Annotated in this window: 17 protein-coding genes; 6 read left to right on the forward strand and 11 right to left on the reverse strand. The window is 69.0% G+C overall.

What is annotated here, in order from left to right:
* Positions 1-6 precede the first annotated feature (6 nt).
* The 3 genes from murA to HMF7854_RS14840 form a co-directional block, all read right to left on the reverse strand.
* The gene (gene murA, locus HMF7854_RS14830) at positions 7-1290 is read right to left on the reverse strand and encodes a UDP-N-acetylglucosamine 1-carboxyvinyltransferase (protein ID WP_126719909.1); all 1284 of its coding nucleotides are present in this window, start codon (positions 1288-1290) and stop codon (positions 7-9) included.
* Positions 1291-1334: 44 nt separating this feature from the next.
* On the reverse strand, positions 1335-1700 hold the full coding sequence (clpS, locus tag HMF7854_RS14835; protein WP_239017009.1) for an ATP-dependent Clp protease adapter ClpS: 366 nt from the start codon (positions 1698-1700) through the stop codon (positions 1335-1337).
* A gap of 142 nt (positions 1701-1842) precedes the next feature.
* Positions 1843-2613 (reverse strand): phasin family protein, encoded by a 771-nt coding sequence (locus HMF7854_RS14840; protein ID WP_185829309.1) that lies wholly within the window; start codon positions 2611-2613, stop codon positions 1843-1845.
* A 124-nt stretch (positions 2614-2737) separates the two neighbouring features.
* On the opposite strand from HMF7854_RS14840, the gene gmk reads away from it, so the two are divergent.
* Complete coding sequence (gene gmk, locus HMF7854_RS14845) at positions 2738-3394, forward strand: guanylate kinase (RefSeq protein ID WP_126719911.1); 657 nt, start codon at positions 2738-2740, stop codon at positions 3392-3394.
* On the opposite strand, the gene HMF7854_RS14850 is transcribed toward gmk, so the two are convergent.
* Genes HMF7854_RS14850 through HMF7854_RS14865 form a run of 4 tightly spaced genes read right to left on the reverse strand, consistent with a single transcriptional unit; the run spans position 3391 to position 6078 of the window.
* On the reverse strand, positions 3391-4071 hold the full coding sequence (locus tag HMF7854_RS14850) for an ATP12 family chaperone protein (protein ID WP_126719912.1): 681 nt from the start codon (positions 4069-4071) through the stop codon (positions 3391-3393). The two genes, gmk and HMF7854_RS14850, sit on opposite strands and share 4 nt — an antisense overlap.
* The gene (locus tag HMF7854_RS14855; RefSeq protein ID WP_126719913.1) at positions 4068-4313 is read right to left on the reverse strand and encodes a hypothetical protein; all 246 of its coding nucleotides are present in this window, start codon (positions 4311-4313) and stop codon (positions 4068-4070) included. The genes HMF7854_RS14850 and HMF7854_RS14855 overlap by 4 nt, the downstream gene beginning before the upstream one ends.
* Positions 4310-4981, reverse strand: coding sequence for an HAD-IA family hydrolase (locus tag HMF7854_RS14860; RefSeq protein ID WP_126719914.1), 672 nt, complete (start codon positions 4979-4981; stop codon positions 4310-4312). Before HMF7854_RS14860 ends, HMF7854_RS14855 begins: the two co-directional genes overlap by 4 nt.
* Positions 4978-6078, reverse strand: coding sequence for an RluA family pseudouridine synthase (locus HMF7854_RS14865; protein ID WP_126719915.1), 1101 nt, complete (start codon positions 6076-6078; stop codon positions 4978-4980). The genes HMF7854_RS14860 and HMF7854_RS14865 overlap by 4 nt, the downstream gene beginning before the upstream one ends.
* A gap of 89 nt (positions 6079-6167) precedes the next feature.
* Between HMF7854_RS14865 and HMF7854_RS14870 the strand changes: the two genes are divergently transcribed.
* A complete protein-coding gene (locus HMF7854_RS14870; protein ID WP_126719916.1) occupies positions 6168-6689 on the forward strand; it encodes a J domain-containing protein in 522 nt (173 codons plus the stop codon).
* Between the two features lie 9 nt (positions 6690-6698).
* Here HMF7854_RS14870 and HMF7854_RS14875 read toward each other — a convergent pair whose 3' ends face one another.
* Together HMF7854_RS14875 and HMF7854_RS14880 are read right to left on the reverse strand one after the other, a co-directional pair.
* Entirely contained in the window at positions 6699-7067 is a 369-nt protein-coding gene (locus HMF7854_RS14875; protein WP_126719917.1) for a ribose-phosphate pyrophosphokinase, read from the reverse strand.
* Between the two features lie 11 nt (positions 7068-7078).
* The gene (locus HMF7854_RS14880) at positions 7079-7756 is read right to left on the reverse strand and encodes a DUF4893 domain-containing protein (protein WP_185829310.1); all 678 of its coding nucleotides are present in this window, start codon (positions 7754-7756) and stop codon (positions 7079-7081) included.
* Between the two features lie 105 nt (positions 7757-7861).
* Between HMF7854_RS14880 and rarD the strand changes: the two genes are divergently transcribed.
* Genes rarD through HMF7854_RS14895 form a run of 3 tightly spaced genes read left to right on the forward strand, consistent with a single transcriptional unit; the run spans position 7862 to position 9614 of the window.
* Positions 7862-8809, forward strand: coding sequence for an EamA family transporter RarD (gene rarD, locus HMF7854_RS14885; protein ID WP_126719919.1), 948 nt, complete (start codon positions 7862-7864; stop codon positions 8807-8809).
* Positions 8803-9024, forward strand: coding sequence for a hypothetical protein (locus HMF7854_RS14890; protein WP_126719920.1), 222 nt, complete (start codon positions 8803-8805; stop codon positions 9022-9024). The genes rarD and HMF7854_RS14890 overlap by 7 nt, the downstream gene beginning before the upstream one ends.
* Positions 9021-9614, forward strand: a complete 594-nt coding sequence (locus tag HMF7854_RS14895; RefSeq protein WP_126719921.1) for a YdeI/OmpD-associated family protein — start codon at positions 9021-9023, stop codon at positions 9612-9614. Before HMF7854_RS14890 ends, HMF7854_RS14895 begins: the two co-directional genes overlap by 4 nt.
* On the opposite strand, the gene HMF7854_RS14900 is transcribed toward HMF7854_RS14895, so the two are convergent.
* Together HMF7854_RS14900 and HMF7854_RS14905 are read right to left on the reverse strand one after the other, a co-directional pair.
* Positions 9602-10690, reverse strand: a complete 1089-nt coding sequence (locus HMF7854_RS14900; protein WP_126719922.1) for a glycosyltransferase family 87 protein — start codon at positions 10688-10690, stop codon at positions 9602-9604. The two genes, HMF7854_RS14895 and HMF7854_RS14900, sit on opposite strands and share 13 nt — an antisense overlap.
* A 9-nt stretch (positions 10691-10699) precedes the next feature.
* Complete coding sequence (locus tag HMF7854_RS14905) at positions 10700-12433, reverse strand: PHA/PHB synthase family protein (protein WP_126719923.1); 1734 nt, start codon at positions 12431-12433, stop codon at positions 10700-10702.
* Between the two features lie 93 nt (positions 12434-12526).
* Here HMF7854_RS14905 and HMF7854_RS14910 point away from each other — a divergent pair, with 93 nt between their 5' ends.
* The gene (locus HMF7854_RS14910; protein ID WP_126719924.1) at positions 12527-13141 is read left to right on the forward strand and encodes a trimeric intracellular cation channel family protein; all 615 of its coding nucleotides are present in this window, start codon (positions 12527-12529) and stop codon (positions 13139-13141) included.
* The last annotated feature ends 21 nt before the right edge of the window (positions 13142-13162 follow it).

Below are 13162 nucleotides of genomic sequence, written 5' to 3' on the forward strand. Positions count from 1 at the left end.
CGCGGCTCAGCCGCCGCCGCGCCGCTCGATCGTCGCGCCGACCGCGCTGAGCTTCTCTTCGAGCCGCTCGTAACCGCGGTCGAGATGGTAGACACGAAGCACCTCGGTCTCCCCCTCCGCCGCTAGACCGGCGAGGATCAGGCTCATCGAGGCGCGCAGGTCGGTCGCCATCACCTGTGCCCCGGTCAGCTTCTCCACTCCGTGGACCAAGGCCGAGCGTCCGTGAATGTCGACGCTCGCGCCCATCCGTCGCAGCTCGGGGACGTGCATGTAGCGGTTCTCGAAAATCGTCTCCTCGAGGAAGCTCTCGCCCTTTGCCAGGCACAGCATCGCCATGAACTGTGCCTGCATGTCGGTCGGGAAGCTGGGGAACGGCGCGGTCGACACCGCGAGCGGCTTCAGCGGCTTGTCGGCGGTGACCTTGATCCCCTTGTCGTGGAGCTCGACCATCAGTCCGGAATGACTGAGCGCGTTGGTGATCGCCAGCATGTCCTCGGCCCGTGCGCCGACCAGGTCGAGCGAGCCGCCGGTGATCCCCGCGGCGCAGGCGTAGCTGCCTGCCTCGATCCGGTCGGGCATGACCGCGTAGGTGCAGCCGTGGAGCGCCTCGACTCCCTCGATGATGAGGTGCGAGCTGCCGATGCCCGCGATCGTCGCGCCCATGGCTACCAGCATGTTACAAAGATCGACGATCTCCGGCTCGCGCGCCGCGTTGAACAGCTGGGTTCGGCCCGCCGCCAGTACCGCGGCCATGACCGCATTCTCGGTCGCGCCGACCGACACCACCGGGAAACTATAGTCGCCGCCCGGGAGCCGACCCTGCGGCGCGCTCGCCTTCACATAGCCGGCGGCGAGCTCGATCTCGGCCCCCATTGCCTCGAGCGCGCGAAGGTGAAGCTCGATCGGCCGGTCGCCGATCGCGCAGCCGCCGGGCAGCGAGACGGTCGACTCGCCCATCCGCGCCAGCATCGGCCCCAAGACTAGGATCGAGGCGCGCATCTTGCGCACCATGTCGTAGGGCGCGACGGTCGACTGGATGTCCGACGCCTGCAGCGTCATCCGCCGCCCATATTCGCCCTTCCGAACGCCCTCGACCATCGTCGAGACGCCGAGCTGGTTGAGAAGATGGCCGAACGTGTCGACATCGGCGAGCCGCGGGAGGTTGGCGAGGGTCACCTTCTCGTCGGTGAGCAGCGCGCACGGAAGCAGGGCCAGGGCGGCGTTCTTCGCGCCGGAAATCGGGATTCTTCCTTCGAGGCGCTTGCCGCCGACGATATGTATCGAGTCCATTGCCGGGCCTTAATGAAAAGCTCGGCGGACGCCAATCGGACCGGTCAGGCCTTCTCCAGCGTGCACTGGAGCGGGTGCTGGTTCTCGCGGGCGAAGTCGATGACCTGGCTGACCTTGGTCTCAGCGACTTCGTAGGTGAACACGCCGCACACGGCCACACCCTGCTGGTGGACCTGAAGCATCACCCGAGTCGCATCCTCGACGCCCATGCTGAAGAAGCGCTGCAGGCACAGGACGACGAACTCCATCGGAGTATAGTCGTCGTTGAGCATCAACACCTTGTAGTTGCTCGGCTTGCGGGTGCGCGGACGCGTGCGCGTGACGACGCCGCGCTCGATCTCCTCGACGCCGTCGCCATTGCCGCCGGTCCCGGGCTCGTCCTTGCCCGCCATGAGGATCGGTTCAATCATAGAGGCCCGTAAATAGGGTCGTGGGCGAACAAACGGCAAGGGCGCGCTGTCCGGAACCCGTCCCTTTGGCGCACAAAAGAAAGCGGCCGCCCCGGAGGAGGGGCGGCCGCGGTCACAACCTGACTGGAGGAGGAGAGAGAGGTCAGGCGGTGATCTTGTTGAGGCGCTCCGCAGCAACCGCCACGCGGCTGGAGATCGGCTGGACGGTCTCGCCGGCGAGCTTCACCATTTCCTCGGTCAGACGCGAGGTCTCGGCGACCATCTTGTCGAAGGAGGTGCGGGCGAGATCGCTCTGGAGCTGGAAGAACTCGGTCGGGCTCTTCGCCTCGGCCAGGCTCTTGACCACCTCGCCGGCCTCTTCGACCGACGCCTTGCCGCGCTCGAACATCGAGCGGCCGAGCGTCTGCGCACCGGTGGCGGCGATCTTCGCCGAGCTCATCATCGCCTCGACGTTGCCGCGGGTCAGCTCGGCCAGGTCCTCGGCGGCGGCGCGCGACCGCTGCAGGGCTTCCTCGCCCTTGGCGCGGGCCTCCCCGAAGAAGTTGGTCATCTGCTCGGCGCCCGGAAGGGCCGAAACGTCACCGAAGCTGTTCATCCAGTTCGTCGCATCATAGTTCATGGGCTTGTCCTTCTTGGTTTCGATGGGAGCCGCCGCCTCGGTGGCCGCCTTGCGGCCGCGGGGCTTCCGTTCGGTCTTCACCCGGCGGGCGTTGATTGCCTTCACTTCGGCCACGACCTCCTCGGTCGCGACCTTGGCCTGCTTGCGGCGCGGCTTGGGGGCGACCTGGACAGCCGCATCCGCGACCGGCGAAGTCACCGCTTCGAAAGCGTCGGTCGCGACGTCCGTCACGGCCGCGACCGCCTGCTCGGCCGCATCGACACCGGTCTCGACGTTTTGGTTTTCGACGTCCATTGCTACACCCATCGTTTATGTTGCACTGCACAATATAGGACGAGCCTAGCCGTTTCAAGTTCATTTTTTTGCAGTGCAGCATGGTCTGCTTGACGGAGCGTTCTCCGACCCGCCATGAGCGGCCATGGACCGCAACGTCGCCTCAGCCGCCGACCAGCGCAGCCGCCGCGGGCTGCTCATCGTCCTTTCCTCGCCATCCGGAGCGGGCAAGTCGACCATCAGCCGAATGCTGCTCGGCGCCGATCCCGAGGTCACCATGTCGATCTCGGCGACGACCCGGCCGCGCCGGCCGGGCGAGCGGGACGACCTCGACTATCATTTCGTCGACAACGAGCAGTTCGACGCCATGATCGAGCTGGGCGACTTCGTCGAATGGGCCCCGGTCTTTGACTATCGCTACGGCACGCCCAAGGCGCCGGTGAAGGCCGCGCTGAAGCTGGGGCGCGACATCCTGTTCGACATCGACTGGCAGGGCACCCAGCAGCTTTACGCCGAGATGGGCGAGGATCTGGTGCGGATCTTCATCCTGCCGCCCTCGATGGCGGAGCTGGAGCGGCGGCTGCGCTCGCGCGGGACGGATAGCGAGGAGGTGATCGCCTTCCGCATGCAGCGCGCGGCGAGCGAGATCAGCCACTGGGCCGAATATGACTATGTGCTGGTCAACCGCGACATGACCACCTGCCTCGAGCAGGTGCAGGCGATCGTCACCGCCGAGCGGATGAAGCGGCAGCGCCAGGTCGGGCTGGTCGCCTTCACCCGCGACCTGGTTGCCGGCCGCTAAAGCAGCGCGAGGAAGCGCGCGGCGGCGAGCCAGTCCCGCTCGCGGTTGCGCAGCGCCATCAGCGCCTCGGGGTCCTCGCCCCAGCGCTCCAGCTGCCAAGCCTCGTCGAGGCTCACCGCCGCCCAGCCCTGCTCGGGCGTGACCTTTCCCTCGATCACCGCGAGCGCGACGACCAGCGAACCGCCGATCGTCACCAGCGGCGAGAGGCCGGCGAGTCGGAATGGATCGAAGGCCCGCACCGCCGCGCCGAGCCGCTCCACTGCGTCGGCGGATTGGCGGACCGGCGAGATCCCCACGGTCACCATTAACTCCGCGCCGTGGCGGTCCCGCGCCCAGGCAAGCAACGGATCCCACAGCCCCGCCTGCCGCTCGACCAGCGCATCGGGGTGCTCGGCGCGGTAGGAGAGAAGGTCGCCCTCGGCATAGCGTGCGAGCCCGGCGGCGAAGGTCTCCGGATCGGGCGCCACCCGGTCGAGCGCGGCATTGGCGAGCCCGGTCAGCGGCATGACGCGCGGGTCGACCCGCTCCCCCACCCCGTCCCATTCGGCCGCGACCGCGTCCGCAAGCGTGGCGGTCGGCAGCACCAGCTCCGCCCGCGCCGGGGTCCGGACCGGGCGCCCGTCGAGCAGCACGCGCCCGCCCGCGTCGACCGCCGCCTCCTTCCAGAAGCGCTTCACCGCCGGCCGGCCTCCTCGTCCTGGCGACGGTAGGCGGCCTTCAGGATGCGCGGAACGAACAGCGCGTCGAGCGCACCGACCAGGACCAGCGGCAGCCCGAACGGCAGCGAGCCGCCGGGCCGGACCAAGTCACCCAGTGCGATAGCGATGCCGGCGAACACCATCCCCACCCCGAGCAGGCGGAAGATCGCGAACACCATGAACCGCTTGCGCCACAGCGCATGTTCCTCTTCGGGCGTCATCGCTCCTCCCCCACCATCTGCTCGGCCATGGCGGCGACCTCCAGCGGCGCGCGCGCGATCGCCTCGGCCCCGGCGCGGAGCAGCTCGGCCTCGTCATGATAGCCCCACAGCGCGCCGATCGCCCGGGCGCCGGCGGCCCGCGCCATCCCCATGTCCCAGGCGGTGTCGCCGATCACGACCGAGCGCCCCGCTTCGCAGCCGCTGTCGGCCAACGCCTGCAGCACCATCGAGGGGTGGGGCTTGGACGGGTGCGTGTCGGCGGTCTGGAGCGAGACGAAGCGGGCATGGATGCCGTGGCTCTCGAGGCAATGCTTCAGCCCGCGCATAGACTTGCCGGTGGCGACCGCGAGCAGCCAGTCCCGCTGCTCCATCCGGTCGAGCAGCTCGAGCACGCCGTCGTAGAGCGGCTCCTCGACCCGCCCGGCCCGGCGCATGGTCGAGAAGGCGTCCTTGTAGGTGGTCGACAGCGCCTCATGCTCGTCGCGGTCGGCGTCGGGCGCGAGGGTCGCCATCGCCTCGACGAGGCTGAGGCCGATGACCTTGCGCGCCTGCGCCGGGGGGAGCGGGTCGCGGCCGTGCGCGTAGAAGGTGGCGGTCAGCGCACGGTGGATGGTCGCGCCGCTGTCGACCAGGGTCCCGTCGCAGTCGAAGATGGCGAGCCGGCTCACCGGCCGCGGCCCCTGGCACCGGCCCGGCCGCGCCGCTCGCCCTTCCGCTCGCGCCGCTTGGTCTTAGCCGCCGCCGCCGCGCGCTTGGCCCTGGCCTCCGGGCTCTGCGCCGGATCGATCGTCTCCAGCGTCAGCGCGTCGCCATCGTCCTCGCTGAAGCCCAGGCTCGCCAGCGACTCCGTGAAGTGCTGCGGCAGCTCAGCCCGAGCGTCGATCAGCCCGTCGGGCGAGTCGATCCGAAGCCGCCGCGCGTGGAGGTGGAGCTTGCGGCTGATCCCCCCGGTCAGGAAGGCCTCCGCCCCGCCGTACTTGGCATCGCCGACAATCGGATGGCCGATCGCCGCGAGGTGCGCGCGGAGCTGGTGGGTACGGCCCGTGAGCGGCTGCAACTCGAGCCAGGCGGCGCGATTGCCGGCGCGGTCGATCATCCGCCAGCGGGTCTTCGCCGCCAGCCCGTTCGCCTCGTCGACGTGCATTTTCTCGCCACCCGTTCCCGGCTGCTTGGCGAGCGGCAGGTCGATCAGCCCGCCTTCCAGCGAGGGGACGCCGGTGACGATCGCCCAATAGACCTTGCGCGCGGTACGGCCCGAGAAGCTCTTGGAGAAGAAGCTGGCGGCGCGGGCGTTGCGCGCGACCAGCAGCACGCCGCTGGTGTCCTTGTCGAGACGGTGGACCAGCTTGGGCCGGTTGCCCCGCGCATCGGCAAGCCCGTCCAGCAGCCGGTCGAGATGCTGCTTGGTCTTGGTCCCGCCCTGCGTCGCGAGACCCGGCGGCTTGTTGAGGACGAAGGCGTCGGCGGTCTGGTCGATCACCATCCCGCGCACGAAATCCTCCTCTTCCTCGGTCAGCGGGTCGCGCCGGGGCTCCGCCTTGGCCGGGCGGTCCGCCTCGTCGGGGAAGGGCATCGACAGGACCTGGCCGGCCTCGACCCGGTCGCCGGGCACCGCCTTCTTGCCGTCGAGCTTGAGCTGGCCCAGCCGCGCCCAGCGCGAGACCATGTTGAAGCTGGTGTCGGGGAGGTGCCGCTTGACCCAGCGGTCGAGGCGGATGCCGTCGTCCTCGTCGGCAACGGAGAAAGTGCGGGCGGTCTCGGCCATGCGCGCGCCTCTAGCGGAACGGCCGGGCCGGGGCAAAGCGGTCATCTCCCCGCTTCCCATCCGGGGCATCGCCTTGTAATTGCACGCCCATGGTCGTCGCGAATGACTATTATGCGATCCTCGGCGTGGCGCCGGACGCCGACGGCGCCAAGATCCGCAACGCCTACCGGCTGCTGATGCGGCGCTACCACCCCGACGTGAATGCCTCGGCCGAGGCGATGGCGCTCGCGACCGCCATCAACGAAGCCTATGCCTGCCTGCGCGACGCCTCGAAGCGTGCCCACTACGACCGCTTGCGCCGGCGTCGCCCGGATCCGCGCCGGACCGCCCGCCCGGCGCCGCCGCCGACCGCGCCGTGGCAGCCGGGCCATGTCTCGACCGCCGGGGTCGAGCGGCAGCCGTTCCGGTTCGAGCCGAGCTGGAGCAAGGCCGCGATCGTCGCCATCGCCGCGCTGGTCACGATCGTCACCTTCGCCCTCACCTCCGCCACCCCGCCACGCGATCCGGTGGCGCCCTGGCCGGCACGCGCCGAGATGGTGGGACACGAAGCGCTGCCCGAAATGAGCGGCGGCACGGGCCCGGGCGACCAGGCGACGCGAGCGCCGAAGTAGTCGGCCCGATCAGTCCGGCGGCCGCCGGCTCCAGTAGCGGAACGCGGCGGACTGCAGGCGCTTGACCAGCGTCTTTGCCGCCGCGCCTTCCCAGCTTCCGCGATGGCCATGTTTCTCGGCGCCGCCGGCGACCCACCAGCCCTGCCCCGGCAGCCCGTCGGACTGGCGGACGACGAGCACCGCCAGCTCGGGCTCGCCGCGCTCCGCCGCCTCCGCGTCGACCGCGCCGAGCGTCTGGCACAGCGCGCGCATCTTGGGGCGGGAAAAGGCATAGCCGAGATGGTTGAGCAGCTCGGAATAGGTGATCGCCGTCCCGGCCGCGGCTGCGGCGACCAGATGGGCGCGGACGATGTTCGGGTCGGCGAGCGGCTCGCTCACGCCCGCGCCGCTCACTTGGGCTGTTCGGCCACCGGGGTCAGCTCGAACACGTCGAGCTTGGACTGGCTGCGCGGCCAGGGGATGACGAGGCGCCACTGGAACGCGCCGATGCGCTGGAACACGCCGGCCATGTTGCGTGCGCTGCTCTCGCCATAGGCGAGCGGCTGGTCCTCGCTGCCCAATGCCAGGCTGCCGAGATAAACGAGGCGGTCGGCGCGGTCGTCGGCGTAGAGCCGGCCGGCCGGACGCTGGCTTCCGGTCTGCTTGACGATGGTCAGCTCGTCCCCGTCCACCTCGACATAGCAGAAGAAGGGCTTGAACCGCTCGAACGCCTTGGTCTTGCGAGTATAGTTGCCGACCTTGACCAGCCGGCAGTTGTAGCTGCCCGGGGTCGGCGCCGGGCGCGGCAGCGCGGCGGCCGGCTTGAGCAGAAGTCCTTCCTTGGAGATGTCGTCGGCCGCACCGCCCGCGCGGGCGTCGGCGAGTGCGGCGGTCCAGGCGGCCTCGACCCGGGCGATGCGGTCGCGATCGTCGGGATTGGCAAGGCCGATCCACTTGTCCGACGGGCTTGGCGGCTCCACCGACACGGAGGGCTTGGGCTTGTACGGGTGCTTGCCCAGCGTCTCGCATCCGCCCAGCGCCAGTACGCCGCTCACCGCGATTGCCACCGCGATACCGCGCCCCACCATTCCTATTCCCCTAACCATCCGAGACTAGGCCCCCCACAGGCGCTGAATCAATTTAGACTTCGTTAACGTTGTTTGCCGGGGAGCGGCTCGCTAGCGACCGGCGCGATGAACAGCCCCGGACCCGCGCCCACCGCCCGATCAGACCAACGGACCGGAGTCCTGTTCGGGCTGATCGCCTATCTCCTATGGGGCCTGTTCCCGATCTACTTCAAGGCGCTCGGGGCAATTCCGCCGATCGACATCGTCGCCCACCGGATCTGCTGGTCGCTGCTCCTGGTTCTCGCGCTGGTGGCAGCCAGCCGGAGTGGCAACCGGCTGCGGGCGATCGGCCGCCAGCCGCGCCTGCTGTTCGCGCTGCTGCTCACCGCGCTGCTCGTCGCGGTCAACTGGCTGGTCTACGTCTATGCGGTGAACAGCGGCCATGTGCTCGCGGGAAGCCTCGGTTATTATCTCAACCCGATCGCCAACATCCTGCTCGGCCGCTTCGCGCTTGGCGAGCGGCTGAGTGGCCGGCAGTGGGCGGCGGTGGCGATCGCCGCGGCGGGGATCCTCGCGCTGGCGGTCGAGGCCGGCGCGACCCTGTGGATCAGCCTCGTCCTGTGCGTCAGCTTCTCGCTCTACGGCTTCCTGCGCAAGGTGCTCGACGTCGACGCGCTCGGCGGGCTGACGATCGAGACGCTGTGGCTGGCACCGGTGGCGCTCGGCTGGCTGCTGCTGTTCGGCGGCGCGCACGGCGGCGAGACCTTCGGCCGTCATGCGAGCACCAGCCTGATGCTGGTCGGCACCGGCATCGCCACGACGGTGCCGCTGCTGCTGTTCACCGGCGCGGCGCGGCGCATTCCCTATTCGACGCTGGGCATGCTCCAGTTCATCACCCCAACGCTGCAGTTCCTGCTTGCGGTGGTGCTGTTCGGCGAGCGGTTGACGACGCCACATGCGATCGCCTTCAGTGCAATCTGGGCGGCGGTACTTATCTATGTCGCGGAACTGCTCCGGACCCGGCAAAGCGCCGACCCGGAGCCGCCGGTGGAAAGGAAGGACCTGACTTGCTGAACCTCATCTCGATCCTGATAGGCCTGGTCTCGCTGGTAATGGCGGTGTTCGCCTTCATCCCGCTGCTCGGCTGGGCCAACTGGTTCATCCTCCCGCTGGCCTTACTCGGCGCGGGGATCGGCGCACTGGCGATCGGTAAGACCGGGCGCAACCTCAACCTGCTGGTAATCGTGATCGGGGTCGTCCGGCTGATCCTCGGTCACGGCATCCTGTGAGCCGAAGCGCCGCGGTCGACGACTATGTCGCCGCGGCACCACCGTTTGCGCGGTCGATCCTCGAGCATGTCCGCGGCCGGGTGCACGCCCTCGTCCCCGACGCCGAGGAAGCGATCAAGTGGGCCAAGCCGGCCTATCTGGTCGGTGGGCGGATCCTGCTCGTCACCGCCGCCTTCAAGGCCCATGCAGCGCTCAGCTTCTGGCGTGCCGGGACAGCGCTGCCCAACGCGGAGACCAGCGCGATGGGACAGTTCGGACGGCTTACCGCACTCGCGGACCTGCCCGACGATACGCGCCTCGACGCACTGATCGTGGAGCTCGCCGAGGCAGCGCGGACACCAGCGACGGCTGCCCGCCGCAGTCCGGCGACGTCGCGCCCTGCGCTCGAGCCGCATCCCGCCTTCCTTGCCGCGCTTGATTCGGAGCCCGCCGCGCGGGCGCAGTTCGACCGCTTCAGCGACAGCTGCCGCCGCGAATATATCGAGTGGATCAGCGAGGCGAAACGCGACGACACCCGGGCACGGCGGATCGCCGAGGCGACCGGCTGGATCGCGCAGGGCCGCAAGCGCAACTGGCGCTACGAGCGCTGATCCCCGGCGCGCCCGCGGTGCCAGGCTTCGCGGGCCAGCTGCAGCGCCATCAGCAGGATTCCGAACGCCGCCAGCGCGTTGCTGATGACCAGCGCGGCGGCGAGCCACAGCAGGGGTGAGCGCCGCTCGTCGAGCAGCATCGCCGCCGCGGCCAGCGAGACCCCGGCCAGGTCGTAGTTGAGCGTGTAGGGCGACAACAGGATGGTCGAGCAGGCGAAGGCGGCGTAGCGGTCCACGACCGGGGCCTCGCCGCGGAACACTAGCGCGGTCGTCGCCAGCCCGACCGGAATCCCCAACGCATAGCTCCAGCCCGGCAACCCGAGCCGGAGCGCGAGCCCGTAGAGGCCGACGTCGAGCCGGTCGACGTGAAGCTCGGCCAGCACCGCGGGAAAGCGCCGCACGCAGTCCTGCCAGCGCGGCCACAGCTCGGCGCCGAACAGCGCGACCGATACGAGAAAGATCAGCAGGCTGGCGAGCATCGCCCAGGCGATCCCGCGCCAGTCGCGCCGGACCAGCATCGCGACCGGCGCGGCGAGCAGGGTCTGCGGCTTGATCATCGCCGCGGCGGCGAGGAACGCGCCGCGCCAGCGCGGGTCGGTCGCGGACAGGCCGGCGATCACCAGCGCGCCCATGAACAGCCCGGTCTGCCCGGCAATGAGGACGCAGACCCCGGCATTGGTGACGAACCCTAGCGCGATCGCCGGGACCGGGATCATCCGACGCGCCGCAAGCAGCATCGCCACTGATCCGGCGATGCACCAGGCGATTAGCGAGGGCCAGAAGGGCAGCAGCCCGAATGGCCGGACCAGGATCAGCGACGGAGGCGGATAGGGGAACTGGGGATAGCGATAGATGAAGTCGAGCGGCGCCGCAGCGATGGTCCAGAAGATGGTGTAGTCGCCGAGATAACGATGGAAATAGATCATCGACCCAATCGGCGAGATCAGCGTCCACCAGCTCATCGCCAGCCCGAAGGCGAGCATTGCCCGGCGCAGCAGCCGGCGGCTCTCGGCCGAGGCAAACGGCCCCGACTCTCCGTTCCCGTCAGCGAGCCGTAGCGCGCCGGCGTTCAGCACGAAGCGCCCTCAGCGCGTCCTGACGTAGCGGCCCGGTGCCTCCTCGAGCGCGGGGAGCTTGCCCTCGCCAGGCTGGCGCGCACCGGTCGCGGGCACCTCGTCGGCGCCAAGCGAGCGGATCCACTCCACCCAGTCGGGCCACCAGCTGCCCTTGTGCTCGGTGGCGTGGGCGATGAATTCGTCGAGGCTGGGCTGGTCCTGGTCACAGGTCCAATATTGATACTTCTGTGCTGAAGGAGGGTTAACGACCCCCGCGATGTGCCCCGAGCCGGCGAGCACGAAGCGCTTCGGCCCGGCGAAATGATCCATCACCTTCCACACGCTCTCGGGCGGCGCGATATGGTCCTCGCGCCCGGCCTGAATGTAGCTCGGAGTCCGCACGGTCTTGAGGTCGACTGGCGTCCTGTCGATGCTCACCCCGCCGCACTCGACCAGCTTGTTCTGCTTGTAGAGCGTCTCGAGATAGTCGCGGTGCCACTTGGCGGGCAGGTTGGTGGTGTCGCTGTTCCAGTGGAGCAGGTCAAACGGCGCCGGCTCCTCGCCGAGCAGGTAATTGTTGACGACATAGTTCCAGACGAGGTCGCGGCCGCGCAGCGCATTGAAGGTCGCGGCCATGTAGCGCCCGTCGAGGAACCCCTTCTCGGCAGTGAGCTGGGAGTGGAGTCCCATCACCTCGTCGCCGAGAAACAGCTTCAAGTCGCCCGCCTGGGTGAAGTCGATCTGCGCGGTGAAGAAGGTCGCCGAACGGACCTTGGCCGCCTCGCCCTTCGCCTGAAGATAGGCGAGCGTCGCCGCGAGCGTCGTGCCCGCCACGCAATAGCCGATCGTATGGACGCTCTCGACCCCGAGGAGGTCACGGATCGTGTCGACCGCGTCGACCTGTCCGCGCAGGACGTAATCGTCGAGCACGACGTCCTTCATGCTCTCGTCGGCCGACTTCCAGCTGACCATGAACAGGCTGATGCCCTGTTCGACGCACCAGCGGACGAAGCTCTTCTCCGGCGTCAGGTCGAGGATGTAGAAGCGGTTGATCCACGGCGGGAAGATGACGACCGGCGTGGTCAGCACCTTGTCGGTGGTCGGCGTGTACTGGATCAGCTGGTAGAGCGGCGTCTCCTTGACCACCTTGCCCGGGGTGGTCGCCAGGTTGCGGCCGACCTCATACTCGCCTTTGCGGGTCTGGGTCAGCTGCCCCGCCCGGATGTCGTCGAGCATGTGGCGGAGCCCGTTGAGCAGGTTCTCGCCGCGACTGTCGATCGTCTTCTTGAGCACCTGCGGGTTGGTCAGCGCGAAGTTGGACGGGCTCATCGCGTCGATGAAGCTCTTGGTCGCGAAGCGCAGCTTCTGCCGCGCCCCTTCGTCGATGCCCTCGACTTCCTCGACGCCACGCATCAGCTGGTCGGAGACCGCGAGATAGGACTGGCAAATGGTGTCAAACAGCGGGTTATCGCGCCACTCGGGCGCGGCGAAGCGGCGGTCCTTGGCCTCGGCCGCCTTCTCGGTTGCGCCGAGCATCTGCCCCCAAGCCTGCAGCCCCTTGCTCCACGCCTCCGCCCCCGCGCGCATCAGGTCGAAGGCCTCGGGCGGCTGGCTCGGCGACTTCAGCCCGGGAAAGGGTTCGCCCGCCTTCCAGCTCTCCGCCCAGGTCTCCATCATCATCTGCTGGGCCCGGCCCATCACCAGGGTCCAGTGCTGCCAGTCTTCGAGGGTCGGGAAATTCGGAGCGGTGGTGGTTTCGTCCATCTGCCTTCCTTAGCCGTCATTGCGAGCGGAGCGAAGCAATCCAGGCTCCAGTGGATTGCGTCGGCACTTTGTTCCTCGCAAGGACCGGGAACGATGGTCCTTCCCCACCTCCCTCCCGCGCTGGTGCTGCTCGATTATTTCGGGATCGCGGTGTTCGCCGTGTCGGGCGCGATCCTCGCCGCGGAGAAGCGGCAGACGCTGGTCACCTTCATCTTCTTCGCGACCGTCACCGGGGTCGGCGGGGGCACGCTCCGCGACCTGCTGATCGGGGCGCCGGTGTTCTGGGTGCATACCAACGCCACGCTGCTGATCTGCATCGCCGCCGCGCTGCTGGTCTGGGTGCTGAGCCACCGCCGCTTCACCCACCGCTCCTTGCTGTGGTTCGACGCCGCCGGGCTCGCCGCCTACTCGACCTACGGCGCGGCCAAAGCGCTGGCGTTCGGAGTCGCGCCGGTCCCGGCCGCCGCAATGGGCGTGCTCACCGCCTGCTTCGGCGGGATCGTCCGCGATCTGCTCGCCGGCGAGCCGTCGATCCTGATGAGGCCGGAGCTCTACGTCACCGCCGCGGCCCTCTCCTCCGGCCTCTTCGTGCTGCTCGCGCTGGCGGGGGTCGGGCCGGTCGCCGCGCTGGTCGCCGCGCTCGCCGCCTTCATCGTCCGCGGGCTCGCCATCGCGCGCGGCTGGAAGCTCCCCGCCTACCGCAACTGACCCCTTTCGCCCCGTGGCGAA

The organism is Sphingomonas ginkgonis (genome assembly GCF_003970925.1).
GTDB lineage: Bacteria > Pseudomonadota > Alphaproteobacteria > Sphingomonadales > Sphingomonadaceae > Sphingomicrobium > Sphingomicrobium ginkgonis.

Excerpts from the sequence above, each read along its gene's own strand:
- HMF7854_RS14910 (WP_126719924.1), top strand. The coding sequence starts at position 12,527 with ATGGTCCTTCCCCACCTCCCTCCCGCGCTGGTGCTGCTCGATTATTTC.
- HMF7854_RS14905 (WP_126719923.1), bottom strand. The coding sequence starts at position 12,433 with ATGGACGAAACCACCACCGCTCCGAATTTCCCGACCCTCGAAGACTGG.
- HMF7854_RS14880 (WP_185829310.1), bottom strand. The coding sequence starts at position 7,756 with ATGGTGGGGCGCGGTATCGCGGTGGCAATCGCGGTGAGCGGCGTACTG.
- clpS (WP_239017009.1), bottom strand. The coding sequence starts at position 1,700 with ATGATTGAACCGATCCTCATGGCGGGCAAGGACGAGCCCGGGACCGGC.
- gmk (WP_126719911.1), top strand. The coding sequence starts at position 2,738 with ATGGACCGCAACGTCGCCTCAGCCGCCGACCAGCGCAGCCGCCGCGGG.
- rarD (WP_126719919.1), top strand. The coding sequence starts at position 7,862 with ATGAACAGCCCCGGACCCGCGCCCACCGCCCGATCAGACCAACGGACC.
- murA (WP_126719909.1), bottom strand. The coding sequence starts at position 1,290 with ATGGACTCGATACATATCGTCGGCGGCAAGCGCCTCGAAGGAAGAATC.
- HMF7854_RS14840 (WP_185829309.1), bottom strand. The coding sequence starts at position 2,613 with ATGGACGTCGAAAACCAAAACGTCGAGACCGGTGTCGATGCGGCCGAG.
- HMF7854_RS14870 (WP_126719916.1), top strand. The coding sequence starts at position 6,168 with ATGGTCGTCGCGAATGACTATTATGCGATCCTCGGCGTGGCGCCGGAC.
- HMF7854_RS14855 (WP_126719913.1), bottom strand. The coding sequence starts at position 4,313 with ATGACGCCCGAAGAGGAACATGCGCTGTGGCGCAAGCGGTTCATGGTG.
- HMF7854_RS14865 (WP_126719915.1), bottom strand. The coding sequence starts at position 6,078 with ATGGCCGAGACCGCCCGCACTTTCTCCGTTGCCGACGAGGACGACGGC.